The sequence below is a fragment of the Stutzerimonas azotifigens DSM 17556 genome (assembly GCF_000425625.1).
In the GTDB taxonomy this organism is placed as follows: domain Bacteria; phylum Pseudomonadota; class Gammaproteobacteria; order Pseudomonadales; family Pseudomonadaceae; genus Stutzerimonas; species Stutzerimonas azotifigens.
On record NZ_KE384419.1, the window covers coordinates 42,132 to 68,297 of the forward strand.

The window sequence follows — 26,166 nt, forward strand, 5'->3', positions numbered from 1 at the left end:
GCCGCTTGCCATAGGAAAATCATCGAATTCACCGCCAGGGCCTCGCACCCTGGTCATCCCTAGGAGAGGTTTTGTCCGCGTCCACCAAGCCCACGCGACTGGTTCTGTTGGCCGAGCGCGCCGACTGGATCGAGCGTCTGCGCGCATGCCTGGCTGATCGGGCGGTCGGTTTCCTGCCGCTGATCGCGCCCAGCTGGTCGGCGGTGCCGTCCGATGTGCGCGCGGCCAGCCAGGGCCTGCTGATCACCACCCCGGGCTGCCGCCCGCCGGCCGAGGCCTGTGCCTGGCCGGTCATCCTGCTGCTGGAGGAAGAGCCCGCCAGCGCGCCGACCGACGCCATCGACTGGCTGCTCGGCGATCAACTCCAACCGGAGACCCTGCGCAGGACGCTGCGTTACGCCCGCGAACGCCTGCGCCTGCAGGGCCTGCTGCAGCGCCTGTCCGCGCAGGACCCGCTCACCGGCATCGCCAACCGCCAAGGCTTCCAGGCCCAGTTGGAGAATCGCCTGGCGGAATACGGCAGCCAGGGCGTTGCGCTCGGGCTGCTCGATCTGGACCATTTCCGCCGGGTCAACGAGGCGCTCGGCCACCAGGCCGGCGACCGCCTGATCCTGCAGGTGGTGGCGCGGCTCAAGGCGCAGCTGGAGGCCGGCGACAGCCTGGCGCGCACCGCCGGCGATGAATTCGCCCTGCTGCTTGATGTGCGCCGCGACCCGGGCCGGCTCGAACGAATCGCCGACCGGGTGGTGGAGGCCCTCGGCGAGCCCTACTGGCTGGACGGCGAGACGCTGATGCTCGGCTGCAGCCTGGGAATCGCCCGCGCCGGCGTCGATGCCGAGCCGGACCACCTGATGTGGCACGCGCAGATCGCCATGCGCCAGGCCAAGGCCGGGCAGGGCTGCACCTGGCATCTTTACCAGGAGCGCCTGCACCGCAGCGCGCGCAGCCTGGCCGATCTGGAAGGCGAGCTGCGTCGCGCGCTGCGCCGGGACGAGCTGGAGCTGCACTACCAGCCGCGCATGAGTCTCGAGGACGGCCGTATCGTCGGCATGGAAGCGCTGGTGCGCTGGCGGCGCGGCAAGCGCGGCCTGATGGCGCCCACCGAGTTCATTCCGATGGCCGAGGAAAGCGGCCTGATCGTGCCGCTGGGCTACTGGGTGATCGATCGCGCGCTGCGCGACATGCAGCGCCTGAACGCGCGGGGGCTGGGAGGCATGCACCTGGCGATCAACCTCTCGTTCCGCCAGTTCCAGGACAGCCAGCTGCTGCCGACCCTGCAGCGGCTGATCGCCGAGCGCGGCATCGACCCCAGCTGGCTGGAGTTCGAGCTGACCGAAACCGCGGTGATGCGCCGCAGCGACCCGGTGCGGGAGACCATGCAGGCGCTCGAGACCCTGGGTGTGCGTTTTTCCCTCGATGACTTCGGCACCGGCTTCTCCTCGTTCGTGCACCTCAAGAGCCTGCCGGTGGCGCTGCTGAAGATCGACCGCAGCTTCATCCTCGCCATAGAAGAGCGACCCGAGGGGCATCGGCTGGTGCAGGCGATGATCGCGCTGGGCCGCAACCTGCGGCTGGAGGTGGTGGCCGAAGGAGTGGAAACGCCCAGGCAGCTGGCCCTGCTGCGCAACCTGGGTGCTGACCAGGTGCAGGGCTACCTGGTCAGCAAGCCGCTGCCGATCAACGAACTGTTCGACTTCTTCGCCGAGGGGCGTCGCGCCCCGGTCGGCGCCTGAGCCTCAGGACTGGCTGCCGGGGCGGTACTGCAGCGCCTCGGCCAGATGCGCCCGGGTGATGACGTCGGATTCCTCGAGATCGGCGAGCGTGCGGGCCACCTTGAGCAGCCGATGCGCCGCGCGCAGCGACAGCCCCAGCCGTTCGCAGGCGCGTTCGAGCCATTGCCGGTCCTCGTCGGCCAGCGCGCAGTGCGCCTTCAGGCCGGCGAGGTCGAGGAAGGCGTTGGCGCAGCCTTGGCGCGCCAGCTGCCGTGCCCGGGCGCCGGCCACCAGCGCGGCCGCCTCCGCGCTGCTCTGGCCGGGGGCGGCGCTGGCGCCGAGCGCGGTGGCTTCGCGCGCCACCGTCAGGTGCAGGTCGATGCGATCGAGCAGCGGGCCGGATAGCTTGCCGCGGTAGCGCTGGATCTGGTCCGGCGTGCAGCGACAGCGCCCGCTGGGGTCGCCGAGGTAGCCGCACGGGCAGGGATTCATCGCCGCGACCAGTTGGAAGCGTGCCGGGAAACTCACCTTGTCGCGCGCCCGGGCGATCACGATCTGGCCGCTCTCCAGCGGCTCGCGCAGCACTTCCAGCACCTTGCGGTCGAACTCCGGCAGTTCGTCGAGGAACAGCACGCCCTGGTGCGCCAGGGTGATCTCGCCCGGCCGTGGGCGGCTGCCGCCGCCGACCAGCGCCGGGCCCGAGGCGCTGTGATGCGGCTGGCGGAACGGCCGCTGCGGCCAGTGCTCCAGCGGCCCCTGGGCGGCCACCGAATGGATCGCCGCGACTTCCAGCGCCTCGCTTTCGTCCAGCGGCGGCAGCAGCCCGGGCAGGCGGCTGGCGAGCAGGGTCTTGCCGGTGCCCGGCGGGCCCGAAAACAGCAGGTTGTGCGAACCGGCCGCGGCGATCAGCAGGCCGCGCTTGGCGGCGAGCTGGCCCTGCACGTCCGCCAGGTCGGGGTAGGGCAGGGTACGCCGCAGCAGGCCGGCGGCCTGGTAGCGCGGCAGCGGCTGCTGGCCATTGAGGTGTGCGGCGACCTCGAGCAGGTGCTCGGCCGCATGGACCACCAGCCCGGAGGCGAGGCTGGCTTCCTCGGCATTGGCCTTGGGGACGATCAGGGCGCGCCCGGCGGCGCGTGCCGCCAGGGCCGCCGGCAGCACGCCCTGCACCGGCCTGAGCGCTCCGGAAAGCGCCAGCTCGCCGAGGCATTCGGCACCGCCCAGGCAACCTTCGGGCAACTGGCCGCTGGCGGCGAGAATGCCCAGGGCGATGGCCAGGTCGAAGCGCCCGCCGTCCTTCGGCAGGTCGGCGGGCGCCAGGTTGAGGGTGATGCGGCGGGCCGGGAAGTCGAACCCGGAGGTGAGGATGGCGCTGCGCACGCGGTCCTTGCTTTCCTTGACCGCGGTTTCCGGCAGGCCGACCAGCGCCAGCGACGGTAGGCCATTGGCCAGGTGCGCCTCGACCGTCACGGCAGGCGCCTCCACGCCCACCTGGGCGCGGCTGAAAACGATCGCCAGGGACATCTTCGATCACTCCTTGATCGTGACGGGGCCCGTTATTCGGCGGGCGGTGGCGTCAGCTTCTGCTCCAGTTCCGCGACCCGCGCTTCGAGCGCCTCGAGGCGCGCGCGGGTGCGGGCCAGCACGACCATCTGGCTGTCGAACTCCTCGCGGCTGACCACGTCCAGCTTGCCCAGCGCGCTCTGCACGAGCGCCTTGAACTGCGCCTCGAATTCGGCGCGCGGAAGCGGCGACTCACCGTTGAAAAGGCGCGACGCCTGGGCGCCGAGGGCATCGAGAAAGGCTTTTGGCGGCAACATGCACGTGCGCTCCTGTCTGCAAGGCGCTGAAGTGTAACACGGTGAAAATCGGCGTCCCCGGGCGTGCCGTGCACACATTTAGATCAAGGTTGGCAGTGCGGTAGCACCAATTTAGTGCGAAGCATGTCTTCTCCATATGCCCCGACGTCGGCCTCGGCCGCATAGGCCTTGCCGTTCGGGCATCGATGCAACTTGGCACCCTTTCTGCTTCAGGCCCCATGTCGCGTGCACCATCCTAGGGGCTGGTGCAAGAAGGACGAGGTAAGGATGTTCGTCGGCGCGGTTGATGGTGTCGGAGGGCCGACCGGTGGGGTCGGCGCGTTACAACAACCAGACACTGAGCTTAGACTTGAGCCGGGGTTCGTACTTCTGGGGCAAGTCCACCTAATCGGGAGAAGTCTTCATGAAACTAGTCACTGCCATCATCAAGCCGTTCAAGCTGGACGACGTGCGTGAGTCACTGTCGGAAATCGGCGTACAGGGCATCACCGTCACCGAGGTCAAGGGCTTCGGCCGTCAGAAGGGACATACCGAGCTCTATCGCGGCGCCGAATACGTCGTCGACTTCCTGCCGAAGGTCAAGATCGACGTCGCGATCGCCGACGATCAGCTCGATCGAGTGATCGAGGCGATCACCAAGGCGGCGAACACCGGCAAGATCGGGGACGGCAAGATTTTCGTGGTCAATCTGGAGCAGGCGATCCGCATCCGGACTGGCGAAACCGACACCGACGCCATCTAAGCGCCTCCTAACCCCCGCCCCAGGAGTAAGACATGACTCTGCGAAGTTTCGCAGGGCTAGGAGCCCTTTTGTCCCTGCTTTTTGTGCCCGGCCTGGCCGTGGCCCAGGAGGCGATGCTCGATAGCGGCGACACGGCCTGGATGCTGACCGCCACCGCGCTGGTGCTGTTCATGACCATCCCGGGCCTGGCGCTGTTCTACGGCGGCATGGTCCGCTCGAAGAACATCCTCTCGGTGATGATGCAGTGCTTCGCCATCACCGGCCTGATCAGCATCCTCTGGATGATCTACGGCTACAGCCTGGCCTTCGATACCAGCGGTATGGAAGCCGGCGTGACCAACTTCAATTCCTTCGTCGGTGGCCTGGAACGGGCCTTCCTCGCGGGACTGACGACGGACAGCCTGGTCGGCGCCTTCCCCGAGAGCGTTTTCGTCACCTTCCAGATGACCTTCGCCATCATCACCCCGGCGCTGATCGTCGGTGCCTTCGCCGAGCGCATGAAGTTCTCGGCGATGCTGGTGTTCATGGCGCTGTGGTTCACCTTCGTCTACGCACCGATCGCGCACATGGTCTGGAGCGGCGACGGCGGCCTGATGTGGGACTGGGGCGTGCTGGACTTCGCCGGCGGCACCGTGGTGCACATCAACGCCGGTGTCGCCGGCCTGATCGCCTGCCTGGTGATCGGCAAGCGCAAGGGCTATCCGAACGTCGCCATGGCGCCGCACAACCTGGGCTACACCCTGGTCGGCGCCGCCATGCTGTGGATCGGCTGGTTCGGCTTCAACGCCGGCTCGGCGGTGGCGGCCAACGGCACCGCCGGCATGGCCATGCTGGTGACGCAGATCGCCACCGCGGCTGCCGCGCTGGCCTGGATGTTCGCCGAGTGGGCGACCCACGGCAAACCGAGCGCCCTGGGCATCGCCTCGGGCGTGGTCGCCGGTCTGGTCGCCATCACGCCGGCCGCAGGCACCGCCGGACCGGTCGGGGCACTGGTGATCGGCCTGGTGTCCGGCGTGGTGTGCTTCTTCTGCGCCACCAGCCTCAAGCGCCGGCTCGGCTACGACGACTCCCTGGATGCGTTCGGCGTACATGGCATCGGCGGCATCGTCGGCGCACTGCTCACCGGCGTGTTCGCCGCTCCGTCGCTGGGCGGTTTCGGCGAGGTGGAGAACATCGCCGCGCAGTTCTTCATCCAGTTCAAGGGCGTGCTGTTCACGGTGGTCTACACGGCGGTAGTGACCTTCGTGATCCTCAAGGTCCTGGATCTGGTGATGGGCCTGCGCGTCGGCGAGGAGCAGGAGACGATCGGTCTCGATCTCTCCGCACATAACGAACGCGGCTACAACCTGTAAGCACACGGAGCGCCCGGAGCCAACCCCGGGCCACTTAAACCGACTAGCGCCCCCGGCGCTACGGCAAGAGGTGAAAAATGGACAACACAGCAATGATCGGAGTCCAGTACGGGCTCGACACCTTCTACTTCCTCATCTGCGGTGCCCTGGTCATGTGGATGGCCGCGGGCTTCGCCATGCTCGAATCGGGCCTGGTACGCGCCAAGAACACCACCGAGATCCTGACTAAGAACATCGTGCTCTACGCGGTGGCCTCGGTCATGTACCTGCTGGTGGGCTACTACATCATGTACTCGAGCCCCGAAGGCGGCATCCTGCCGAGCCTGGGCTTCCTGATCGGTGACGAGAACGCCGTGGACGTGGTCGCCGCCGGTGGCGAGGACGCGCCCTACTACGCGGCGCGTTCGGACTTCTTCTTCCAGATCGTGTTCACCGCCACCGCCATGTCGGTGGTCTCCGGTGCGGTCGCCGAGCGGATGAAGCTCTGGGCCTTCCTCGCCTTCGCCGTGGTGATGACCGGCTTCATTTACCCGATTCAAGGCTTCTGGAAGTGGGGCGGCGGTTTCCTCGACGAGGCCGGCTTCCTCGACTACGCCGGTTCCGGTGTGGTGCACATGACCGGTGCTGCTGCCGCGCTGGCCGGTGTCCTGCTGCTCGGTGCGCGCAAGGGCAAGTACGGTCCCAACGGCCAGATCAACGCCTTCCCCGGCGCCAACCTGCCGCTGGCCACCCTCGGCACCTTCATTCTCTGGCTGGGCTGGTTCGGCTTCAACGGCGGCTCGCAGCTGCGCATGAGCACCATCGAGGACGCCAACGCCGTCGCCCAGGTGTTCGTCAACACCAACCTGGCGGCTGCCGGCGGCCTGATCGCAGCGATGATCGTCGCCCGCCTGATGTTCGGCAAGGCCGACCTGACCATGATTCTCAACGGTGCCCTGGCCGGCCTGGTCGCGATCACCGCCGAACCACTCACCCCGAGCGCCCTGCAGGCGGCCCTGATCGGTGGGGTCGGCGGCGTGCTGGTGGTGTTCAGCATCCTGACCCTGGATAAATTCAAGATCGACGATCCGGTCGGTGCCATCTCGGTCCACGGCGTGGTCGGCATCTGGGGCGTGCTGGCGGTGTGCTTCACCAACCCGGACGCCAGCCTCGGCGCCCAGCTGCTCGGCATCGTCTGCATCTTCGCCTGGGTGTTCATCGCCAGCCTGATCGTCTGGGCGATCATCAAGGCGGTGATCGGCCTGCGCGTCAGCGAGGAAGAGGAATACGCCGGCGTCGACATCTCCGAATGCGGGATGGAAGCCTACCCGGAGTTCACCCGCAAGGCGTGATCTTCCGAAGTCTGACAAAGGGCGCCGAACGGCGCCCTTTGTTTTTTCTGGCGGAACGCTAGAATGCGCGCCGAGTCGCGGGAACGCTTGCCGGCGGCCGACGATCCAACCGGTTTTTCGAGGACAGCTTGCATGTGGCGGCAGACGTCCATCGTGCTCCGGCCGCGGCCGCGAGGCTTTCATCTGATCACCGACGAGGTTGTGGCGGGCGTGCCGGAACTGTCGCTTTGCCAGGTGGGTCTGTTACACCTGTGGCTGCAGCACACCTCGGCCTCGCTGACCATCAACGAGAATGCCGACGGCGCCGTCCGGCGCGATTTCGAACGTTTTTTCAATCGGCTGGTGCCGCAAGGCGAGCCGGGCTACGAGCACGACTACGAGGGGCCGGACGATCTGCCAGCGCATTTCAAGTCGAGCCTGCTCGGTTGCCAGCTGAGTCTGCCGGTCTGCGAGGGGCGGCTGGCCCTGGGTACGTGGCAGGGCATCTACCTGGGCGAACACCGCGATCGGGGTGGTGCCCGGAAGCTGCTCGCGACGCTGCAGGGCATGGAGCGTTGAGTGTTTGAACATAAGGACGGCAACGACCGTCCGCGGGCTATAACCGACCTGCTTTATGCGAGCCATTGGGGTGGAACATGAGCGAAGAAGAACTGGAACAGGACGACCTCGAGGTGACCGACGAGGATGAGGGGGAGGAGCTGAGCGCGGCCGACGACGGGGACGATGCCACCGACGACAGTGCGGACAGCGAAGAGACCCCCACGCCGAAGAAGAAGAGCAAGGCGCCCGAGCCGGAGGAACTGCCGAGCCTCGAAGCCAAGCAGCGCGAGCGCGAAGAGCTGGCGCGGGCCATGGAGGAGTTCCTGGCGCGCGGCGGCAAGGTGCAGGAGGTCGAGCCAAACGTGGTGGCCGATCCGCCGAAGAAGCCGGACAGCAAATACGGCAGCCGCCCTATCTGAGTTCATCGAAAGCCCGCGCTATGCGTAATGCCGTTCACGTAGGCAAGCTCGCCCCGAGGTCGGGCCTCCCACAAAAGCGGAGTTGCCCGCCGAGCCCCGTGGGAGGCCGCGCCCGTTCCCGACGGGCTTGCGGCATCCACCCCATCCCTGTGGGAGGCGCGCCCTCGCGGCGACGCAGGCCGTAGGCCTGCCCGAGGCCAAGGGTCCATCACTTAAGTGAACTGCATTGCCGCCCGGTGCGGGCTTTTTCCTGCCACCACGCCGCTCAGTGCGGCCAGCGCTCGAGCAATGCCGGCAGCTCGGCCAGGCGGGTGATCTCGGCGTCGGCCGGGGGCTGGTCCGGCCAGGCACGCCGGCCGGGATTGAACCAGACCGCGCGCATGCCGGCGGCCTGGGCGCCGGCGATGTCGTCATTCGGATGGTCGCCGATGTGCAGCGCCGCCTCGGGCGCCACCCCGGCGCGCCCTAGGGCCTCGCGAAACGGGCGCGGGTCCGGTTTGCCAACGCCGAGTTCCTCGGCGCAGAGCGTGAAGCGGAAGTAGTCGGCCAGCCCGAGCCGGCGCACGTCGGCATTGCCGTTGGTGAGCACGCCGAGGACGTAGCGCTCGGCGAGCCGCTCCAGGGTCGGCTGCACGTCGGGGTAGATTTCCACCGCATGACGCGCCTCGAGGAAGGCCTGGAAGCCGCCTTCGGCCAGCTCGCGTGCCTCCGCTTCGGCGTAGCCGGCGTCGCACAGGGCATGCAGCAGGATGCGTCGGCGCAGTTCGCTGATGCGGTGCGCCAGCCCGGGCTCGGCCTCCACCAGGCGCCGGCGGATCGCCCACAGGGCCTCGATGGGAAAGTCGCCGAGCCGCGGCGCATGGCGGTTGAGCCAGTCGCGCAGGGCGGCTTCGGCGCTGTGGATCACCGGCGCCGTGTCCCACAGGGTGTCGTCGAGATCGAAGGTGATTAGCTCGATGGGCATCAGTCGTCGTCCTGCTTGCGGCGCGCGCGCGGGTGCGCCTGGTCGTAGACCTTGGCCAGGTGCTGGAAATCCAGGTGGGTGTAGATCTGCGTGGTGCCGATGTCGGCGTGGCCAAGCAGTTCCTGCACCGCGCGCAGGTCCTGGGAGGATTCGAGCATGTGGCTGGCGAAGCTGTGGCGCAGCATGTGCGGGTGCAGGTGCTGGCCCAGTTCGCGCACGCCCGCCTGGCGGACCCGCAGCTGTACCGCGCGGGGCGTCAGGCGGCGGCCCTGGCGGCTGACGAACACCGCCTCGTCCGCCGGGTTGGCCAGCGCCCTGAGCGGCAGCCAGGCGCGCAGCGCCTCGCGCGCCTTGCGTCCGACCGGCAGGATGCGCGTCTTGCTGCCCTTGCCGAACACCTGCACCAGCCCCTCGTCGAGATCCAGACGCGACAGATCCAGCCCGGTCAGTTCGGACAGGCGCAGGCCGGAGGAATAGAACAGCTCCAGCAGCGCCTGGTCGCGCAGGGCGATGAAGTCGTCCTCCACGCCGCCGTCGAGCAGCTGCATGGCGCGGTCGATGTCCAGCAGGCGCGGCAGCAGGCGCTCGCCCTTGGGCGCGGAAAGGCCGGCGGCCGGGTCGTGCTGGCACAGGCCTTCGCTGGCCAGGTAGGCATAGAGGCCGCGGACCGCCGAGAGCAGCCGGGCGATGCTGCGGCTGGACTGGCCGTCGCGGTGCTGGCGGGCGATCAGCTGGCGCAGGTGCGGGGCCTTGAGCGCCTCCCAGGCGGACAATCCGTTCTGCTCGCAGAACGGCAGCAGCCTGTTCAGGTCGCGGCGGTAGCCGTCCAGGGTGTGCGGCGACACCTGGCGCTCGCTGCGCAGATGTTCGAGGTAGGCGTCGAGATCGGCTGCAAGCGTCAAGCGTCAAGCTCCAAGTCAAAACCCGGTCTCGGCTGCGTATCCGTTCCTGCAGGCTGCAGCCTGCAGCTGCCTTAGCGTACCGAGCGCAGGGGCGTGTGGAAGCGCGGCAGCACGCGCGACAGCACCTCGGCCACGTAGCTGAGGAACAGGGTGCCGAGCGAGCTCTTGTAGTGCTGCGGGTCCGGGCTGCCGATCGCCAGCAGGCCCTGCTGCTGGTTCAGCGAAACCACGGCGGCCGAGCCGATGCTGGCGCTGTCTTCCTTGCCGAACAGGAACGCCAGCTCGTGCGGTCGCAGCACGCCGCAGAGCGTCTTGCCGCCGGCCAGCAGCCCGCCGATGGCCTGCTGCGCCTCGGCCGGCGTCACGCTGCGGCCCACCGGCAGGCCCGTGTCGCTGAACAGGATGAGGCTGACGAAGGGCACCTGGAATTCATGGCGCAGGCTGTCGTCGATCGCGCCCACCACTTCCTCGAGGCTGCCGGCGTCCAGCAGGTCGAGGACCAGGCGGCGGGTCTTGTCGAACAGCCGGTCGTTGTCGCGGGCCACGTCCATCAACTGGCCGAGGCGGTGGCGCATTTCGATGTTGCGCTCGCGCAGCAGCTTGACCTGACGCTCGACCAGCGACACCGCGTCGCCGCGCGCATGCGGGATGCGCAGTTCGGGTATCAGCTCGTCGTGATCGACGAAGAACTCGGGGTGGGCGCGCAGGTAGGCGGCCACCGCATCGGCATCGAGTGTCGTCGGTTGCTGGGGCTGGTCGGTCATAGGCGAACCTGTCCTTCGTAAACGCGTACCGCGGGGCCGGTCATCATAACGGGCTGGCCCGGGCCCGCCCATTCGATGGACAGACGGCCGCCGGGCAGTTCGATCTGCGCCGGCGAGTCCATCCAGCCCTGGCCGATGGCCACGACGGCCGCCGCGCAGGCGCCGGTGCCGCAGGCCTGGGTCTCGCCGGCGCCGCGCTCCCACACGCGCAGGCGCGCCTGGTGACGGTCCTGCACCTGCAGGAAGCCGACGTTGACCCGCTGCGGGAAGCGCGGGTGGTGTTCGAGTTTCGGCCCCAGCGCATGCACCGGCGCGGTGTTCACGTCGTCCACGCGCAGGACCGCATGCGGATTGCCCATGGATACCGCCGAGAGCGTCACCGCCTGGCCGTCCACCTCGACCTGGTATTCGGGCGCCTGGGCCTCGGCCTGGAACGGAATCTGCGCGGGGTCGAAGCGCGGCGGGCCCATGTCGACGCGGACCTGGCCGTCGGGTCGGCTTTCCAGCTCGATGATGCCGCCACGGGTTTCCACGCGGATGCGGCGCTTGGTGGTCAGGCGCTTGTCCTGCACGAAGCGGGCGAAGCAGCGCGCGCCGTTGCCGCACTGTTCGACCTCGGAGCCGTCGGCGTTGAAAATCCGGTAGCGGAAGTCCACGTCCGGATCGTGTGGCGGCTCGACGATCAGCAACTGGTCGAAGCCGACCCCGGTGTGCCGGTCGCCCCACTGGCGGACGTGCTTGGGCTGGATGTGCGCGTGCTGGCTGACCAGGTCGACGACCATGAAGTCGTTGCCCAGGCCATGCATCTTGGTAAAGCGAAGCAGCATGGCGGACCCTCAGGCGGACGGCAGCAGGCTTTCGCCCGCATAAAGCGATTCCAGGGTCTCGCGCCGGCGCACCTGGTGCGCCACGTCGCCGTCGATCAGCACCTCGGCCGCGCGCCCGCGGCTGTTGTAGTTCGAACTCATGACGAAACCATAGGCGCCCGCCGAGCGCACCGCCAGCAGGTCGCCCTCGGCCAGCGGCAGTTCGCGGCCCTTGGCGAGGAAGTCGCCGGTCTCGCAGATCGGTCCGACGATGTCGTACTGGCGCGTCTCGCCGTCGTGCGGCTGCACCGCCACCACGTCCATCCAGGCCTGGTACAGGGCCGGGCGGATGAGGTCGTTCATCGCCGCGTCGACGATGGCGAAGTCCTTGTCAGGGGTGTGCTTGAGGTATTCGACCCGGGTCAGCAGCACGCCGGCGTTGGCGACGATCGAGCGCCCCGGCTCGAACACCAGGGCCAGGTCGCGCCCGGCGATGCGCTGGCGCACTGCCTGGATGTAGTCGCCGGCCAGCGGCGGCTGCTCGTCGCGATAGCGCACGCCCAGGCCGCCGCCGAGGTCGAGGTGGCGAATGCGGATGCCGCGCGCGGCGAGCCGGTCGATCAGCGCCAGCAGGCGGTCGAGGGCGTCGAGGAAGGGCGGCAGGCTGGTCAGCTGCGAGCCGATGTGGCAGTCAACGCCGACGATCTCCAGATTCGGCAGCTCGGCGGCGCGGGCGTAGACCGCCTCGGCCTCGTCGATGCCGATGCCGAACTTGTTTTCCTTGAGCCCGGTGGAGATGTACGGGTGGGTGCCGGCGTCCACGTCCGGGTTGACGCGCAGCGACACCGGAGCTTTCAGCGCGAGCTCGGCGGCGACCTGCTGCAGGCGCTCGAGCTCGTCGCGCGATTCGACGTTGAAGCAGTGCACGCCGATTTCCAGCGCGCGGCGCATGTCGTCGCGGGTCTTGCCGACGCCGGAGAAGACGATCCGGCCCGGCTCGCCGCCGGCGGCGAGAACGCGTTCGAGTTCGCCGCGCGAGACGATGTCGAAGCCGGCGCCGAGGCGCGCCAGCACGTTCAGCACGCCGAGGTTGGAGTTGGCCTTGACCGCGAAACAGACCAGATGCGGCATGCCGGCCAGGGCATCGGCATAGGCGCGGTACTGCGCCTCGATGTGCGCGCGCGAGTAGACGTAGGTGGGGGTGCCGAAACGCTCGGCGATGGCGGACAGAGCCACGCCTTCCGCGAACAGCTGGCCGTCGCGGTAGGAGAACGCCTCCATGGGTGCCTCCTTAGAGTTCGTAACGGTCTTTGGAATGTTGCTGGGCGGCCTTCTCGTCGTCGGGCAGGTAGAGCGGGCCTTTCTGCCCGCAGCCGGAGAGGCCGGCGGCCAGCAGGGCGAGGGCGAACAGGGGAAGCAGCAGACGCTTCATGGGGGCGAATCCTTGGAAATCGAATGGCCCGGAGTATACCGGGCACCCGCCGTATTGCCTACGCGAGCCGCCGCTCGCCGGGGCTGTCGGCGCGCGCGGGGGGTGCTAAGCTCGCCGGTTCCTACGGCATCCGCTGTGCAACCTTCCCGAGGAATTTCCATGAGCCTGAGCGAAGCCCGCTTCCACGATCTCGTCGACGACGCCCAGCAGGAAGTCGAGGATATCTTCGACGACAGCGACCTCGACGTCGACCTGGAGAACTCCGGCGGCGTGCTGACCGTGCGCTTCGACAACGGCAGCCAGCTCATCCTCAGCCGCCAGCCGGCCCTGCGCCAGCTGTGGGTGGCGGCACGCTCCGGCGGCTTCCACTTCGACTACGACGAGGAAGCCGCCCTGTGGATCTGCGACACCAGCGAGGAGCCGCTCGGCGAGCTGCTCGAGCGAGTGGCCCGCGAGCAGAGCGGTGCGGCGCTGGAGTTCGAGGCCCTGCGCTGAGCCCCCCTTGCATCCCGCCCCGGCTGTGTTAGGGTCGGGGCTACATCGACGCAAAACCCCGCTCATCCCGAGCGGGGTTTTCCTTTTTTATGGCCGAAACGATCGCAAGGAGACCGCCGAGCCCATGACCAGCGCACCGTCCATCATCCTGACCCAGGCCGACCTGACCCGCCTCGAGCGCCTGCTCGACAGCCTGGACGAATACGGTCCCGCTGCCGAGGCGCTGGAGCAGGAGCTGTCGCGGGCCCAGGTGGTCGCGGCCGCGGACATGCCGGCCGCGGTCGTGACCATGAACTCGCGCGTGCACTGCCGCGACGAGATCAGCGGCAAGGATTACCACCTGACCCTGGTCTACCCGCAGGATGCCGGTCGCGAAGGCACCGTCTCGGTGCTGGCGCCGGTGGGCACCGCGCTGCTCGGCCTGACCGTCGGGCAGCACATCGACTGGCCCGGTCCGGGCGGCAAGCAGCTCAGGCTCACGGTGCTGGCCGTGGAGCAGCAGCCGGCCGCCTGAGCCTCAGGGCAGGGCGCCGTGCGACAGCCGCTCGACCGCCTGGTTGAGCGCCGCTTCCAGGCGCGTCTTGTAGCGCAGGTACTGCACCGTCTGGGCCGCCTCGCCGGGCAGTGCCGAAAGATCCAGGTCGGTGATGTAGCAGGGGTAGCGCTGGTCGCCGCGGCGTTGCGACAGGATGTGGCGCGCGGCCTGGGCGAACAGCTGCGGGCCGTGCTCCAGTTCGGAGAACTCCCGGTGGTTGCAGTACAGCGTGATGCGCGCGCGGCGCTCGCCGGGCTCGACGATCGCCTGCACCTCGTAGAACGGATGGCTGGTCTCGTCCACCGGCGGCGAGCGGCGCTCGACCTGCACCGGGCGGTCGTTCTGCGGCCCCGTCAGGCGGTAGTAGAGCACTTCGCGCAGGCCCGCCGGGGCCTGCCCTGGCATCGGCAGCAACGCGTTGTGGCGATAGAACACCGACTGCAGGAAGCGCTGCAGCGGGCGCAGCAGGGTGGCCTCGTCGCGGAACGGCTGGACCTGGTGCCAGAGCGCGTTGTGCTCGTCCAGCACCATGACCATCGCCTGCTCGCCCTGCACGCGGTAGAACACCTGCAGGCAGTCCGGGCGGCCGTGGCCGAGGACCAGCGCCAGGTCGTCGCTGGCCAGGGTGCGCGGGTCGAGCTCGATCGGCCGGTAGGCCGGGTGCGGCTGGCCGAGGTGTTCCAGCAGGCTGGCCTGGTCCGGCAGGCGCGCGTGACCGATGGCGCCGGGCACCAGTTCGAGCACGTGGTGCTGGCCGTGCAGGTTGAGCAGGTAGCGGCTGCCGGGCGCGCGCGTCAGCGCCCCCTGGACCTCGGCGAACAGCGCGCTGACGCGGCGGCTGACCGCCACGCCCTGCCGGCGGTTGAAGCAGTACACCTGCAACTGCGGGCCGCTGCCGCCGGCCGGCAGGCTCTGCAGATGCTCACGCAGGCAGTCGAGCAGCGCCTCGGGTGCGTCGTAGTGGGAGACGGTCAGCTCGTTCCAGCTGTTGAGGGTGAGCTGGTCGACGCTCTGCACGCGCTCTTCGACGGGCCGGCCGGCCTCCGTCTCGTCCGGCTCGGGGCCGAGGCCGAGCAGCAACAGCACGTGGCGCGGCGCGCTGGGCGCCAGCAGGGCCTCTTCGCACACCGGCGCCAGCGGCATCGGCAGGCTCTGGCGCAGGCCGGAGAGCAGCGCATGCAGCTCCGCCTCGCCGAGCCCGCTGTCGCCGGCATACAGCGAGACCCGCGTGCCGGCGTCGATCACCCCGTTGAGATGGCACCAGGCGAGCAGCGGCACCAGCTCGCGGGAGCGCTTCAGCGGCGCGTAGTCGGCCCATTCGCGCGCATGCAGGCTGCCGGCGTAGAGCGCCCAGAGCCCGTCGTCGCCGGCATTGCGGCTGCGCACCAGGGTCAGCGCCTCCTCGGCCATGTCCGGGGAGATGCCCGGGTTGATGAATTCGATCTTGCCCGCCTTGCGTTCGAAGGCCGCGTACAGGCGCCGCCCGAGCACGCTGAGGTCGCGCGCGCTGAGCGGGCTCATGGCGTGCTGCTCGCGGGCGAAGCGCGACAGGAAGCGGTAGCTGTAGGTCAGCGCGTTGACCAGCGCCCGGCGCTCGGCGGCTACCTGGCGCACCTTCCACTGCGCACGGTTGTCGAGCAGCGCCAGCTGGCGCTCGTCCCAGCCCCAGTCCTGGGTCAGGCGTTCCAGCAGCTGGCGCTGCCAGTTCCGCCCGCGCGCGCTCGGCGGGCGGCTCAGCTTGCGGTTGATCTTCAGGTACAGGCTGCGGCGGATCAGCTCCAGCCGCTCGCTTTCGCCGCGCGCCTGCAGGTACTCGGCGAGCCGCCGGTAGAGGGCGATGTAGGGGTCGAGTTCGTCCGGCGCCAGGCGGTTGGCGTACACCGCCTGCTTGAAGCGCAGGCTCAGGCATTCGACCTGCGGATGCTCGCTGGCGTAGACCTCGGTCAGCAGCAGTTTCAGCGCCGACTTGTAGGGCGACTCGATGCCCTTGTACAGCTGCCAAAGGCCGGCGCCGAGGAATTCGCCCGGCGGGATGTGACCCAGGTGGCCGAGGTCGAGCACTTCCTCGGCTCGGATGAAACGGCGCGTCAGCAGCGTCTCGACGTAGGCCTCGTAGCGGTGCTCGTCGTAGGCCGGCACCAGCCACCACAGCGGCGTGCGCCCGCCGAGCCAGAGCGCGGTGCGGTAGAACTCGTCGAGCAGCAGGTAATGCTGGGTGCTGCCGCAGTCCTCGCCGGCCAGGCGGCTTTCGCGCAGGCCGCGGGCGAAGGTCGCCGGGTCGATGAGGAAGAAGGTGGCGGTGGCGCCCTGGCTCGCCGCCCAGGCCTGCAGCAGGTCGCACTTGCGCTGCAGCTCGGCGCGCATGCGGCCGTCGAGCGCCGGGTCGTGGCAGACCCAGACGTCCAGGTCGCTGCTCTCGTCCTGGGCGATGGTGCCCAGGCTGCCCATCAGGAACAGGCCCTGAATCGCCGACTCGACGCGCCCGCGGCGCGCCTGGTAGCTGAACGAGCGGCTGAGGCGCTGCGCTTCGGCGAGGGTCGCGGGGTCCGGCTCGTAGCGGTCGAGGCCGGCCGGGGTGCTGGCCGAGACGTAGCCGGGCAGGATCGGGTGGTTGACGTGGAACAGCAGCGGCAGCAGCCGCAGCACCTGCTGCTGGCGCGCCGACATGGCCTGCAGCGCACGCTCCAGGCGGCCGGCGTTGACCGTCAGGAAACGCTCGCGGATCTGCCGCAGGACCTGGCGGTCGATGCCGTCATCGAGGTCTGGGCGGAGTTCCGGGCGGTCTGACATGAGGTACGGCTCGTTGCAGGGGCGGGGTAGAGTACCAGTCCTCTGCATCGGCGGTCTCGGCGGTGCCTTGAGCGGCCGATCATGCCGCCCGTCCGCTCACCCGGCGCGGTCGGCCGTCCGCAGGATGGTCAGCAGGGCCTGCGCGTGCTCGGCGGCGTCGCGCCCGAGGCTGGTGAGGTAGCCGCCGTCCGGCTGGCTGAGCAGGCCCTTGTCGTGCAGGCGCCGGGTCGCGGCGATGGTCCCCTGGTCGGCATCGTGGTGCACCTTGAGGCCGGCGAGGTGGTTGTCCAGGTCGTACTGGCGAAGGATTTCCAGCTCGGCGACCAGATCGGGCGTGTAGGACATGTCGGCTCCTCGAGTGATGGGCGGCGGCCCCCTGTCAGCAGTGTAGCCGCGCCTGGCGCCCCTGCCGGCGGTTCACTCCGGCAGGGTCGGCAGCTCGCGGAGCATGCGTTCGTAGCCTTCGCCGTCGAACGGGCGGTCCTCGCGCAGCATCGCGCGAATCTCGTGGGCCAGCACCAGCGCCATCAGGTGCAGCGCCTCGTCGCGCTCGTGGCCGACCAGGGTCAGCTTGTTCAGCACCGCGCGGGTGGCCGGCGGCTCGCCGGACTCCAGCTGGTTCTCGACGGCCTGGACCAGGGTCGCTTCGGCGAACGCCTCGTCGGCGTCCGGCTCGTCGTGGGGAAGGTCGTGTTCGCTCATGGGCGCTCTCATCGATTCGGCTGGGCAGTCCCGGCACTATAACGCCAGGCGCGCTCCGCTGCCGGTGGCTCTATGCTGTAGGCGGACTTCCCGGCGACAAGGTACCCCCATGCTCAAGCTCCACGGTTTCTGCGTCAGCAACTACTACAACATGGCCAAGCTGGTGCTGCTGGAAAAGCGCGTCCCCTTCGAGGAGGTCGAGGCCGTTCCCGACGGCAGCCCGGCCTTCCTGGCGCGCAGTCCGCGCGGCAAGGTGCCGTTCCTGGAGACCGACGAGGGTTTTCTCAACGAGACCGGCGCCATCCTCGAGTACCTCGAGCAGCTGTACCCGGAACCGGCGCTGCTGCCTGCCGAGCCTTTCGCGCGGGCCCGCGTGCGGGCGCTGATGAAGGCGATCGAGCTGTACGTCGAGCTGTCGGCCCGGCTCGGCTACCCGGAGGCCTTCTTCGGCACGCCGGTGGCGCCGCCGCTGCGCGAGCGCTGCCGCGACGAGCTGCTCGCCGGCGTCGATGCGCTGGCGCGCCACGCCGCCTTCGCGCCCTTCGTCGCCGGCGAACGCTTCACCCTGGCGGACGTCTATTTCCTGTACAGCTTCGACCTCGCCAAAGGCGTTGCCAGGGCGCTGTTCGACGAAGACCTGAGCGCGCGTCTGCCCGGCGCCCGCGCCCTGCTGCAGCGGCTCGGCGAAAATCCCAACGTACAGCGGATCGCCGCCGACCGCGAGGCGGCCATGGCCGCCTACCTGGCGCGCAAGCGCGCGGGGCGCTGAGCACCATTCCCTGGCAGAAGGACGCCGTTGCCGATGATCACCTATTACGCCCTCGAACACGGCCTGCTGCGCCAGCGCCAGGCCGAGCGCCTGGATGTCCTGCCCGCCGACCTGCTATGGGCCGACCTGCTGTCGCCCAGCGCCGAGGAAGAGGCATTCATCGAACGACAGATGGGACTGAACATACCCACCCGCGAAGAGCTGGCGGAAATCGAGGACACCTCGCGCTTCTACGACGAGGACGGCGTGCTGTTCATGACCACCACGGTGGTCGCCGGCGTGGACGAGCGCCAGCCCCGCACCGCGCAGGTCACCTTCGTGCTGACCAACGGCTGCCTGATCACCGTGCGCTACGCCGAACTCAGCCCGTTCCGCCAGTTCCAGCTCAAGCTCGCCCGCCAGCCGGGTGTCTACACCAGTGGGGCGCTGATCCTCATGGCGCTGCTCGATGCCATCGTCGATCGCGTCGCCGACGTGCTGGAGGCCGTCCAGCTGCAGCTCAACGGCCTGTCGCAGCGGATATTCGAGGAGGAACGCGAGCGCCGCGGCGAGCTGCAGCACATCCTGCGCGAGCTGGGGCAGCACCGCTCGCTGCTCACCCAGCTTGGCGAAAGCCTGTTCAGCGGCACGCGGCTGATGGCCTACTACCGCCTGCACGTCGGCGACCCGAAGCGCGGCCCTGCACGCAGCTGGCTCAAGGCGCTGGAGCGCGACCTGCGCTCGCTGGGCGAGCACCAGGCCAAGCTGCTCGGCGACATCGCCTTCCTGCTCGACGCCACGCTGGGCATGATCAGCATCGAGCAGAACGGCATCATCAAGGTCTTCTCCATCGCCGCGGTGCTCTTTCTGCCGCCAACGCTGGTGGGCACGGTGTACGGGATGAACTTCCAGCACATGCCGGAACTGCACTGGTCGTTCGGCTATCCGCTGGCGCTGGGGATGATGGTGGTCTCGGCGATCCTGCCCTACGCCTGGTTCAAGTTTCGCGGCTGGTTGTAGCGACCGGCCATAACGGCGGCGCAGCAGGCCGCGATCATTGGAGGACAACGACATGCGGGTGGGTTTTCTCGGACTGGGCGGCATGGGCCGGGGCATGGCGGCGAATCTGCTCGCCGCCGGGCACGAACTGATCGTCTGGAACCGCTCGCCGGAACCGGCGCATGCGCTGGCCAGGCAGGGCGCGGAAGTGGCGCCGTCGCCGGCCGCGGCGCTGGAGGCGGACGTGCTGGTGAGCATGCTCGCCGACGACGCCTCGACCCGTGCGGTGCTGCTCGACGGCGGTGCGCTGGCGGCGGCCCGGCCGGGCCTGATCCACCTGAGCATGGCGACCCTGTCGATCGCCTTCGTCGAGGAGCTGCTGGTCCGCCACGCGCAGGCGCGCGTGCAGTACGTCGCCGCGCCGGTGTTCGGGCGCACCGACGTCGCCGCCGCCGGCAAGTTGAATATCCTCGCCGCCGGCCCGCAGGCGGCGATCGAGCGGGTGCGGCCCTTGCTCGATGCCATGGGCCAGGCCGTCTGGCCGCTGGGCGACGACCCGCGCCGCGCCCACGTGGTGAAGATCGCCGGCAACTTCATGCTCGCCAGCGCCATCGAGACCATGGGCGAAGCCGCGGCGCTGGCGCAAGGCTACGGCGTCGAGGCCGGCGAACTGCTGAACGTGATGACCAATACCCTGTTCGCCGCGCCGGCCTACCGCAACTACGGCGCAATGATCGCCGAGCGTCGCTTCGAGCCGGCGGCCTTCAAGCTCACCCTCGGACTCAAGGACGTACGCCTGGCGCTGGCCGCCGGGGAGGCGCGGCAGGTGCCGCTGCCGTTCGCCAGCGTGCTGCGCGACAACCTGCTCGAGGCGGTCGCCCAGGGCGAGGGCGACAAGGACTGGTCGGCGCTCGGCGGGCGTGCCTTCAAACGCGCCGGCCAGGCCTGAGCGTCAGGACTGCTCGGCCAGCGCCTGCAGCGCGGCGCCGGTGAGGCGGTAGGTGGTCCACTCGTCCTGCGGCAGGGCGCCGAGCGAGCGGTAGAACTGGATGGCCGGCTCGTTCCAGTCCAGCACCGCCCATTCGAAGCGCCCGCAGCCGCGGGCCACGGCCAGGCGCGCCAGGTGCTTGAGCAGCGCCTTGCCGGCACCGGTGCCGCGCGCCTCGGGGGTGACGTAGAGGTCTTCCAGGTACAGGCCGTTGCGGCCCAGCCAGGTGGAGTAGTTGAAGAAGTACACCGCGTAGCCGATCGGCTGGCCGTCGCGCTCGCAGATCAGCGCCTGGGCGCTGGCGTCCGCGGCGAACAGGCTGGCTTCGATACCGGCGACGTCGGTCTTCACTTCGTGTTCGGCGCGCTCGTAGACCGCCAGTTCGGTGATGAAGCGCAGGATCAGCGCGGCGTCGCCGCGGGTGGCGGGGCGGATGTGCAGGGGCATGGCAAGGACCGCAGGTTCGAGGGCTTGAGTCCACGGGAGCGGTCTTGACCGCGACAACTGGGCAGGCGCCCGTTCGCGGTCGAGACCGCTCCCACAGGGAGAGGGTCAACGAGAGGCGAGCAGCTCGCGGCCGCGGGCGACGGCGGCGCGGACCTGATTCGGCGCGGTGCCGCCGATATGGTCGCGGGCGTTGACCGAGCCTTCCAGCGTAAGCACGGCGAACACGTCGTCGTCGATCTGGTCGCTGAAGCGGCGCAGTTCCTCGAGGCTCATCTCGGCCAGGTCCTTGCCGCTGTCGACGCCGTACTTCACCGCATGGCCGACGATCTCGTGGCAATCGCGGAACGGCAGGCCCTTGCGCACCAGGTAGTCGGCGAGATCCGTGGCGGTAGAGAAGCCGCGCAGCGCCGCTTCGCGCATGACTTCTCGTTTCGGACGAATCGCCGGGACCATGTCGGCGAAGGCGCGCAGCGAGTCGCGCAGGGTATCGGCGGCATCGAACAGCGGCTCCTTGTCCTCCTGGTTGTCCTTGTTGTAGGCCAGCGGCTGGCCCTTCATCAGCGCCAGCAGGCCGGTGAGGGCGCCGAACACGCGACCGGTCTTGCCGCGCACCAGTTCCGGCACGTCCGGGTTCTTCTTCTGCGGCATGATCGAGGAGCCGGTGCAGAAGCGATCGGGCAGGTCGATGAACTGGAACTGCGCGCTGGTCCAGAGCACCAGCTCTTCGGAGAAGCGCGACAGGTGCATCATCGCCACCGAGGCGGCGGCGCAGAACTCGATGGCGAAGTCGCGATCGGACACGCCGTCCAGCGAGTTGCCCGAGATCGCCTCGAAGCCGAGCAGGCGGCAGGTGGTCTCGCGCCGGATCGGGTAGGTGGTGCCGGCCAGGGCGGCCGAACCGAGCGGCATGCGGTTGGTGCGCTTGCGGCAGTCGAGCAGGCGCTCGTGATCGCGCGCGAGCATCTCGAACCAGGCCAGCAGGTGGTGGCCGAAGGTCACCGGCTGGGCGGTCTGCAGGTGGGTGAAGCCGGGCATGATGGTGTCGGCCTCGGCTTCGGCGAGATCCAGCAGGCCCTGCTGCAGTCGGGTGATCTCGGCGAGGATGAGGTCGATCTCGTCGCGCAGCCAGAGGCGGATGTCGGTGGCCACCTGGTCGTTGCGGCTGCGGCCGGTGTGCAGCTTCTTGCCGATGACGCCGATGCGGTCGGTCAGCCGGGCCTCGATGTTCATGTGCACGTCTTCCAGATCGACCCGCCAGTCGAAGGTGCCCGCTTCGATTTCCGCCTGGATGCCCTGCAGGTTGCTGACGATGGCGTCGCGCTCGGCCTCGGTCAGTACGCCGGCTTCGGCGAGCATGGTGGCGTGGGCGACCGAGCCCATGATGTCGTGGCGGTACAGGCGCTTGTCGAACTCGACGGAGGCGGTGAAACGGGCCACGAAGGCGTCGACGGGCTCGCTGAAACGGCCGCCCCAGGACTGGTTGGTCTTGTCGGTGCTCATGAAATGCGCTCGCTGCAACTCGGGAAGACGGAAGCCGCGCATGATAGCAGGGTTGCCGCGCCGGCCCGAGCCGGCGCGTGGGTCAGGTGCGGAACTGTCCGAGGCTGGCTTCCAGCTGGCCGGCCAGGCCGCCGAGCACGCGCCCGCTGCTGGCGGTGGCGCTCATCGCCTCGGCGGCCTTGTCGGCCTCGCGCAGGATCGCCTCGACCCGCTGGCGCACCGCGGCGGCGCCCTCGGCCTGCTGCAGGGCGCCCTGGGTGGCCTGCTCGACGGCGCCGTGCACCTGCGCCACCGAGCCCTGCAGGGCCGTCTGCAGTTCACGGCTGGCCTGCAGCGCGGCAAGCCCCTCGCTGGCCTGGCCGCCGGCCTGGCCGATGACCGCCACCGCCTCGCGCGCGCCCTGCTGCAGGCTGTCGATGTGGCCCTGGATGTCGCCGGTGGACTGCTGCGTCTTGCTCGCCAGGGCGCGCACCTCGTCGGCCACCACGGCGAACCCGCGGCCGCTCTCGCCGGCCCGCGCGGCCTCGATCGCGGCATTCAGGGCGAGCAGGTTGGTCTGCTCGGCGATGCCCTGGATGACGGTGAGCACCACCTCGATCTGCTCGCTCTGGCGCGCCAGGCGCTCGATGACCCCGGCGCCTTCCTCGACGCGCGCCACCAGCGCGGCGATGGTGCTGGCCACCTGTTCGGACAGCTCCTCGTTGTCGTCGGCCGCGCGGCGGATCGCCTGCACCTGTTCCAGCGCCGCCTGCATGGCGCGGCTCTCCTCGCCGGCGCGCTGGCTCATCCGCGCCAGTGCCTCGAGGCTGCCGGCGACGTTGTCGCGCTGGCTCGCCGCCGCGGCCTCGGCGGCCGCGCTGCGGGTGCCGAGGGCGTCGATCTCTGTCTTGGTGCGCACGGCGATGCCGCGGGCCTCGGCGACGATGGGCTGCAACTTGGCGACGAAGGCATTGACCGCCGAGGCCATCTCGCCCACCTCGTCGCGGCTGCTGATCGCCACCCGGCGGGTCAGGTCGCCCTCGCCGGCGGACAGGTCCTGCAGCGCCGCGACCAGCAGCCGCAGGCGGTGCAGCACCCGGCGCCCGAGCACCAGGGTCACCGCGACGAGCACCAGCAGGCCGATCAGCGCCAGGCCGAGGCTGGTCTTCCAGCGCAGCGCGCTGGCCGCCTGGTCGACGGCGGCGAGGCTGTTGTCGGCCAGGCTGTCGGCGATGGCGCCAGCGGCGGCGAGACGCTCGCCGAGCAGGCGGGTGCTGTCGTCGGCGGCCCGGGTCAGCCCGTTGGCGACCAGCTCGCCGCTGCTGCCGATGAGTTCGCCGAAACGACTGTCCAGCGCGTCCAGGGTCTTGTCCACCTCCTCGGTGGAGAGGCCGAGCAGCACCCGGCCGATCTCCGCGCCCATGGGGTTGACCGAGGCCCGGGCGATGTAGAAGGACGGGTTGCGCTCGGCGGCGTCGATCAGCTTGTCCAGCGAGGTGCGGCCGTTGCCCTCGGCGATCAGCGCCTTGACGCGGGTGTCCTGGCGGTTGACGTGGCGGGTGAGCTGTTCGCCCTGGGCGTCGTAGTAGACAACGAAGACCACCGCCGGATTGCGGTGCGCCATGCGCACGAAGTCGGTTAGCGCCGGCACGTCGTGGTCCCAGATGGCCTTGGGGGCGACCCCGGCCAGCAGCGTCGCCAGGTCGTCCCCGGATTGGTGCAGGTGCTGCTCCAGCGTGTCACGCAACTGGGCCTGCTCCTGGCCCAGACGTTCGCCGAGGCGGCCGGTGAGTTCTTCGGTCATGCGCCCGGACAACCCGCTCAGGCCGCTCCGGACCTCGCCGCCGGCGGCTTCCAGCTCGCCGACCAGGCGCCCGGAATCCGCCCGGAGGCGCTCGCCGATCTCGCTCTGCAGGCTTTCGATGGTGCCTCGTGTCAGGGCGAGGGCAACCAGCAGCTGCACCAGGATGGCCACGCACAGGGTCAGCAGCACCGGACGAAGCAGGCGGCTGCGCAGTGAGGAAAAGAGCATGGGAAACGGCTCCTGCCGCGGCGCGGCGATGTCGAGGCGGTTGATCAAGCAAGGCGCATGCCGCGCGCAACGATGCCCGCCGGCGCGGCCGTGGAATCTGCGCCCGGTCACGCAGCTGGCGGTCGCGCGTGGTTAAACTGACGCATCTTGGCCGTCGCAGGCGTGCGGCGACGGTTTTACGACGCCCTGCCTTCCGGACCATTGCGTTCCGGTCACCGGCCCATGGACACTTTCCCGATGCCGATTCGTCCGCTCAAGCGGGTGCGCGCGCCCGCGCCGCCCGACGACTTCTTCGTACCGGAGCTGTGCGAGCCCGAGGCGCTGCTCTGGCTGGTGCTGCTGGCAGAGCTGCTGGTGTTCGTGCTGGTGCTCGCCGAGCCCCTGCAGCCGAGCTTCGACTGGCTGCGCCTGGCGCTGACCTCGCTGTTCGTGCAGTGGATCGTGCTGCTCTCGGCGGCACTGCTGTGCCGGCTGCGGCCCTGGCTGGCGCGGCTCGATCCGGCCCCCGCCGGGCTGCTGTGCTGCGCCCTGGTGGTGGGCCTGACCATCGGCTGCACGGCCCTGGCCGACGCCTTCGAACTCAGCGGCGTGGGCGCGGAGACGATCGAGCCGCACCGCTACCTGCGCCACGGCCTGATCAGCCTGATCATGTCCAGCCTGCTGCTGCGCTACTTCTACCTGCAGAGCCAGTGGCGGCGGCAGGAGCAGGCCGAACTGCGTGCACGCATCGAGTCGCTGCAGGCGCGCATCCGCCCGCACTTCCTGTTCAACAGCCTGAACGCCATCGCCAGCCTGGTCGCCACCGATCCGGCGCGCGCCGAGCAGGCGGTGCTCGACCTGTCCGACCTGTTCCGCGCCACCCTGGCGCGCCCCGGCACGCTGGTGACCTGGCGTGACGAACTGGCGCTGGCGCGGCGCTACCTGGCCATCGAGCAGTACCGCTTCGGCGATCGGTTGCGCCTGGAGTGGAACATCGACGGCATTCCCGAGGACCTGCCGATCCCGCACCTGACCCTGCAGCCGCTTCTGGAGAACGCCCTGGTCCATGGCGTGCAGCCGCGCGCCGAGGGCGGGCTGGTGAGCGTGGAAGGCCGCTACGAGGAAGGGGTCTTCCACCTGCAGATCAGCAATCCGTACGAAATGGACGGGAACGTCCCGGCATGGAAGGGAACACAGCAGGGATTGCACAACATCGATGCACGACTAGCGGCACTTTTCGGCCCGCGCGCGAGTCTCAGCGTGGAGCGCCGTGATGGCCGCCACTACACCCGTCTACGCTATCCATGCGCGAGACAAACGCAGCAGGAAGCCGGAGCCCTATGAATGTTCTGATTGTCGATGACGAACCCCTCGCCCGCGATCGCCTCAGTCGGCTCGTCGGCGACCTTGACGGTTATCGAGTCCTCGAGCCTGCCGCCAGCAATGGCGAGGAGGCGCTACACCTGATCGACGAAATGCGGCCGGACATCGTGCTGCTGGACATCCGCATGCCGCGCATGGACGGCCTGCAGGTGGCCGCCAAGCTGTGCGAGCGCGAGGCGCCGCCGGCGGTGATCTTCTGCACCGCCCACGACGAGTTCGCCCTGGAGGCCTTCCAGGTCAGCGCGGTCGGCTACTTGGTCAAGCCGGTGCGCCCGGAGATACTGGCCGACGCGCTGAAGAAGGCCGAGCGGCCCAACCGCATGCAGCTCGCGGCACTGACGCGGCCTGCGGCGATTTCCGGCACCGGGCCGCGCAGCCACATCAGCGCACGCACCCGCAAGGGCATTGAGCTGATCCCGCTGGAGAACGTCATCTACTTCATCGCCGACCACAAGTACGTGACCCTGCGCCACGACGGCGGCGAGGTGCTGCTCGACGAACCGCTCAAGGCGCTGGAGGACGAATTCGGCGACCGCTTCGTGCGCATCCACCGCAACGCGCTGGTGGCCAGGGACCGCATCGAGCGCCTGCAGCGCACCCCGCTTGGGCATTTCCAGCTGTTCCTGAAGAACCTCGAAGGCGAAGCGCTCACCGTCAGCCGGCGACACGTGGCCGGGGTGCGCAAGCTTATGCAGAATCTTTAAGCCCACAAGAGCGCTGGACGGCTGGACGGCTGGACGGGGGAGGGGCTGCGAGCTGCAGGAAGGGGCTCGACTGGGGGGAAGCCTGCAAAAAGGCTTGACAGGCG

General features: G+C 69.3%; 27 protein-coding genes. 13 read left to right on the forward strand and 14 right to left on the reverse strand.

Annotation, left to right across the window (positions count from 1 at the left end):
* Nucleotides 1–71 precede the first annotated feature (71 nt).
* Nucleotides 72–1,733 carry a putative bifunctional diguanylate cyclase/phosphodiesterase gene (locus tag H610_RS0120625; RefSeq protein ID WP_028241427.1) on the forward strand — a complete coding sequence of 554 codons (1,662 nt, stop codon included), beginning with the start codon at nt 72–74 and terminating at the stop codon, nt 1,731–1,733.
* Nucleotides 1,734–1,736: 3 nt separating this feature from the next.
* Here the strand turns inward: H610_RS0120625 and H610_RS0120630 are convergent, their stop codons facing one another.
* Together H610_RS0120630 and H610_RS0120635 are read right to left on the reverse strand one after the other, a co-directional pair.
* The gene (locus H610_RS0120630) at nt 1,737–3,233 is read right to left on the reverse strand and encodes a YifB family Mg chelatase-like AAA ATPase (RefSeq protein ID WP_028241428.1); all 1,497 of its coding nucleotides are present in this window, start codon (nt 3,231–3,233) and stop codon (nt 1,737–1,739) included.
* A 32-nt stretch (nt 3,234–3,265) separates the two neighbouring features.
* On the reverse strand, nt 3,266–3,529 hold the full coding sequence (locus tag H610_RS0120635; protein ID WP_028241429.1) for an accessory factor UbiK family protein: 264 nt from the start codon (nt 3,527–3,529) through the stop codon (nt 3,266–3,268).
* A gap of 403 nt (nt 3,530–3,932) precedes the next feature.
* On the opposite strand from H610_RS0120635, the gene glnK reads away from it, so the two are divergent.
* The 5 genes from glnK to sutA all read left to right on the forward strand — a co-directional run bounded on the left by glnK (nt 3,933) and on the right by sutA (nt 7,913).
* On the forward strand, nt 3,933–4,271 hold the full coding sequence (gene glnK / locus H610_RS0120640) for a P-II family nitrogen regulator (RefSeq protein WP_003096476.1): 339 nt from the start codon (nt 3,933–3,935) through the stop codon (nt 4,269–4,271).
* 32 nt (nt 4,272–4,303) lie between these two features.
* The gene (locus tag H610_RS0120645; RefSeq protein ID WP_028241430.1) at nt 4,304–5,623 is read left to right on the forward strand and encodes an ammonium transporter; all 1,320 of its coding nucleotides are present in this window, start codon (nt 4,304–4,306) and stop codon (nt 5,621–5,623) included.
* A gap of 77 nt (nt 5,624–5,700) precedes the next feature.
* A complete protein-coding gene (locus H610_RS0120650; protein ID WP_028241431.1) occupies nt 5,701–6,954 on the forward strand; it encodes an ammonium transporter in 1,254 nt (417 codons plus the stop codon).
* Nucleotides 6,955–7,086: 132 nt separating this feature from the next.
* A complete protein-coding gene (locus tag H610_RS0120655; protein WP_028241432.1) occupies nt 7,087–7,512 on the forward strand; it encodes a secondary thiamine-phosphate synthase enzyme YjbQ in 426 nt (141 codons plus the stop codon).
* Between the two features lie 77 nt (nt 7,513–7,589).
* Complete coding sequence (gene sutA, locus H610_RS0120660) at nt 7,590–7,913, forward strand: transcriptional regulator SutA (protein ID WP_028241433.1); 324 nt, start codon at nt 7,590–7,592, stop codon at nt 7,911–7,913.
* A gap of 265 nt (nt 7,914–8,178) precedes the next feature.
* Here sutA and H610_RS0120665 read toward each other — a convergent pair whose 3' ends face one another.
* From H610_RS0120665 to lptM, 6 genes are all read right to left on the reverse strand, one after another.
* Nucleotides 8,179–8,877 carry an HAD family hydrolase gene (locus tag H610_RS0120665; RefSeq protein ID WP_028241434.1) on the reverse strand — a complete coding sequence of 233 codons (699 nt, stop codon included), beginning with the start codon at nt 8,875–8,877 and terminating at the stop codon, nt 8,179–8,181.
* Nucleotides 8,877–9,779: a tyrosine recombinase XerC gene (gene xerC, locus H610_RS0120670; protein WP_028241435.1), complete on the reverse strand. Its 903-nt coding sequence runs from the start codon at nt 9,777–9,779 to the stop codon at nt 8,877–8,879. Before xerC ends, H610_RS0120665 begins: the two co-directional genes overlap by 1 nt.
* Nucleotides 9,780–9,850: 71 nt before the next feature.
* The gene (locus tag H610_RS0120675; protein ID WP_028241436.1) at nt 9,851–10,543 is read right to left on the reverse strand and encodes a DUF484 family protein; all 693 of its coding nucleotides are present in this window, start codon (nt 10,541–10,543) and stop codon (nt 9,851–9,853) included.
* On the reverse strand, nt 10,540–11,370 hold the full coding sequence (gene dapF, locus H610_RS0120680; protein WP_028241437.1) for a diaminopimelate epimerase: 831 nt from the start codon (nt 11,368–11,370) through the stop codon (nt 10,540–10,542). The genes H610_RS0120675 and dapF overlap by 4 nt, the downstream gene beginning before the upstream one ends.
* Nucleotides 11,371–11,379: 9 nt before the next feature.
* Complete coding sequence (gene lysA / locus H610_RS0120685; protein WP_028241438.1) at nt 11,380–12,630, reverse strand: diaminopimelate decarboxylase; 1,251 nt, start codon at nt 12,628–12,630, stop codon at nt 11,380–11,382.
* 10 nt (nt 12,631–12,640) lie between these two features.
* Entirely contained in the window at nt 12,641–12,781 is a 141-nt protein-coding gene (lptM, locus tag H610_RS0120690; RefSeq protein ID WP_028241439.1) for an LPS translocon maturation chaperone LptM, read from the reverse strand.
* A gap of 159 nt (nt 12,782–12,940) precedes the next feature.
* Here lptM and cyaY point away from each other — a divergent pair, with 159 nt between their 5' ends.
* Together cyaY and rnk are read left to right on the forward strand one after the other, a co-directional pair.
* Nucleotides 12,941–13,276, forward strand: coding sequence for an iron donor protein CyaY (cyaY, locus tag H610_RS0120695; protein WP_028241440.1), 336 nt, complete (start codon nt 12,941–12,943; stop codon nt 13,274–13,276).
* 124 nt (nt 13,277–13,400) lie between these two features.
* Complete coding sequence (gene rnk, locus H610_RS0120700) at nt 13,401–13,790, forward strand: nucleoside diphosphate kinase regulator (protein WP_028241441.1); 390 nt, start codon at nt 13,401–13,403, stop codon at nt 13,788–13,790.
* A 3-nt stretch (nt 13,791–13,793) separates the two neighbouring features.
* On the opposite strand, the gene H610_RS0120705 is transcribed toward rnk, so the two are convergent.
* The 3 genes from H610_RS0120705 to H610_RS0120715 all read right to left on the reverse strand — a co-directional run bounded on the left by H610_RS0120705 (nt 13,794) and on the right by H610_RS0120715 (nt 17,303).
* The gene (locus H610_RS0120705; RefSeq protein WP_028241442.1) at nt 13,794–16,601 is read right to left on the reverse strand and encodes a class I adenylate cyclase; all 2,808 of its coding nucleotides are present in this window, start codon (nt 16,599–16,601) and stop codon (nt 13,794–13,796) included.
* A 96-nt stretch (nt 16,602–16,697) separates the two neighbouring features.
* Nucleotides 16,698–16,946, reverse strand: a complete 249-nt coding sequence (locus tag H610_RS0120710) for a TIGR02647 family protein (protein WP_028241443.1) — start codon at nt 16,944–16,946, stop codon at nt 16,698–16,700.
* 72 nt (nt 16,947–17,018) lie between these two features.
* Nucleotides 17,019–17,303 carry a hypothetical protein gene (locus H610_RS0120715; protein WP_028241444.1) on the reverse strand — a complete coding sequence of 95 codons (285 nt, stop codon included), beginning with the start codon at nt 17,301–17,303 and terminating at the stop codon, nt 17,019–17,021.
* Nucleotides 17,304–17,412: 109 nt separating this feature from the next.
* On the opposite strand from H610_RS0120715, the gene H610_RS0120720 reads away from it, so the two are divergent.
* The 3 genes from H610_RS0120720 to H610_RS0120730 are packed head-to-tail and all read left to right on the forward strand — an operon-like array spanning nt 17,413 to nt 19,999.
* A complete protein-coding gene (locus H610_RS0120720) occupies nt 17,413–18,072 on the forward strand; it encodes a glutathione S-transferase family protein (protein ID WP_028241445.1) in 660 nt (219 codons plus the stop codon).
* A 33-nt stretch (nt 18,073–18,105) separates the two neighbouring features.
* The gene (locus H610_RS0120725; RefSeq protein WP_028241446.1) at nt 18,106–19,071 is read left to right on the forward strand and encodes a magnesium transporter CorA family protein; all 966 of its coding nucleotides are present in this window, start codon (nt 18,106–18,108) and stop codon (nt 19,069–19,071) included.
* Nucleotides 19,072–19,108: 37 nt separating this feature from the next.
* Nucleotides 19,109–19,999, forward strand: a complete 891-nt coding sequence (locus H610_RS0120730) for an NAD(P)-dependent oxidoreductase (protein ID WP_256380920.1) — start codon at nt 19,109–19,111, stop codon at nt 19,997–19,999.
* Nucleotides 20,000–20,002: 3 nt separating this feature from the next.
* On the opposite strand, the gene H610_RS0120735 is transcribed toward H610_RS0120730, so the two are convergent.
* The 3 genes from H610_RS0120735 to H610_RS0120745 form a co-directional block, all read right to left on the reverse strand.
* Nucleotides 20,003–20,485: a GNAT family N-acetyltransferase gene (locus H610_RS0120735; protein WP_028241448.1), complete on the reverse strand. Its 483-nt coding sequence runs from the start codon at nt 20,483–20,485 to the stop codon at nt 20,003–20,005.
* 105 nt (nt 20,486–20,590) lie between these two features.
* Nucleotides 20,591–21,985, reverse strand: a complete 1,395-nt coding sequence (argH, locus tag H610_RS0120740; protein WP_028241449.1) for an argininosuccinate lyase — start codon at nt 21,983–21,985, stop codon at nt 20,591–20,593.
* An 82-nt stretch (nt 21,986–22,067) separates the two neighbouring features.
* Nucleotides 22,068–23,996, reverse strand: a complete 1,929-nt coding sequence (locus tag H610_RS0120745; protein ID WP_043239255.1) for a methyl-accepting chemotaxis protein — start codon at nt 23,994–23,996, stop codon at nt 22,068–22,070.
* A 237-nt stretch (nt 23,997–24,233) separates the two neighbouring features.
* On the opposite strand from H610_RS0120745, the gene H610_RS0120750 reads away from it, so the two are divergent.
* Both H610_RS0120750 and H610_RS0120755 read left to right on the forward strand, forming a co-directional pair.
* Nucleotides 24,234–25,319, forward strand: coding sequence for a sensor histidine kinase (locus H610_RS0120750; RefSeq protein ID WP_043239248.1), 1,086 nt, complete (start codon nt 24,234–24,236; stop codon nt 25,317–25,319).
* A complete protein-coding gene (locus H610_RS0120755) occupies nt 25,316–26,062 on the forward strand; it encodes a LytR/AlgR family response regulator transcription factor (RefSeq protein WP_028241452.1) in 747 nt (248 codons plus the stop codon). The genes H610_RS0120750 and H610_RS0120755 overlap by 4 nt, the downstream gene beginning before the upstream one ends.
* Nucleotides 26,063–26,166 lie beyond the last annotated feature (104 nt).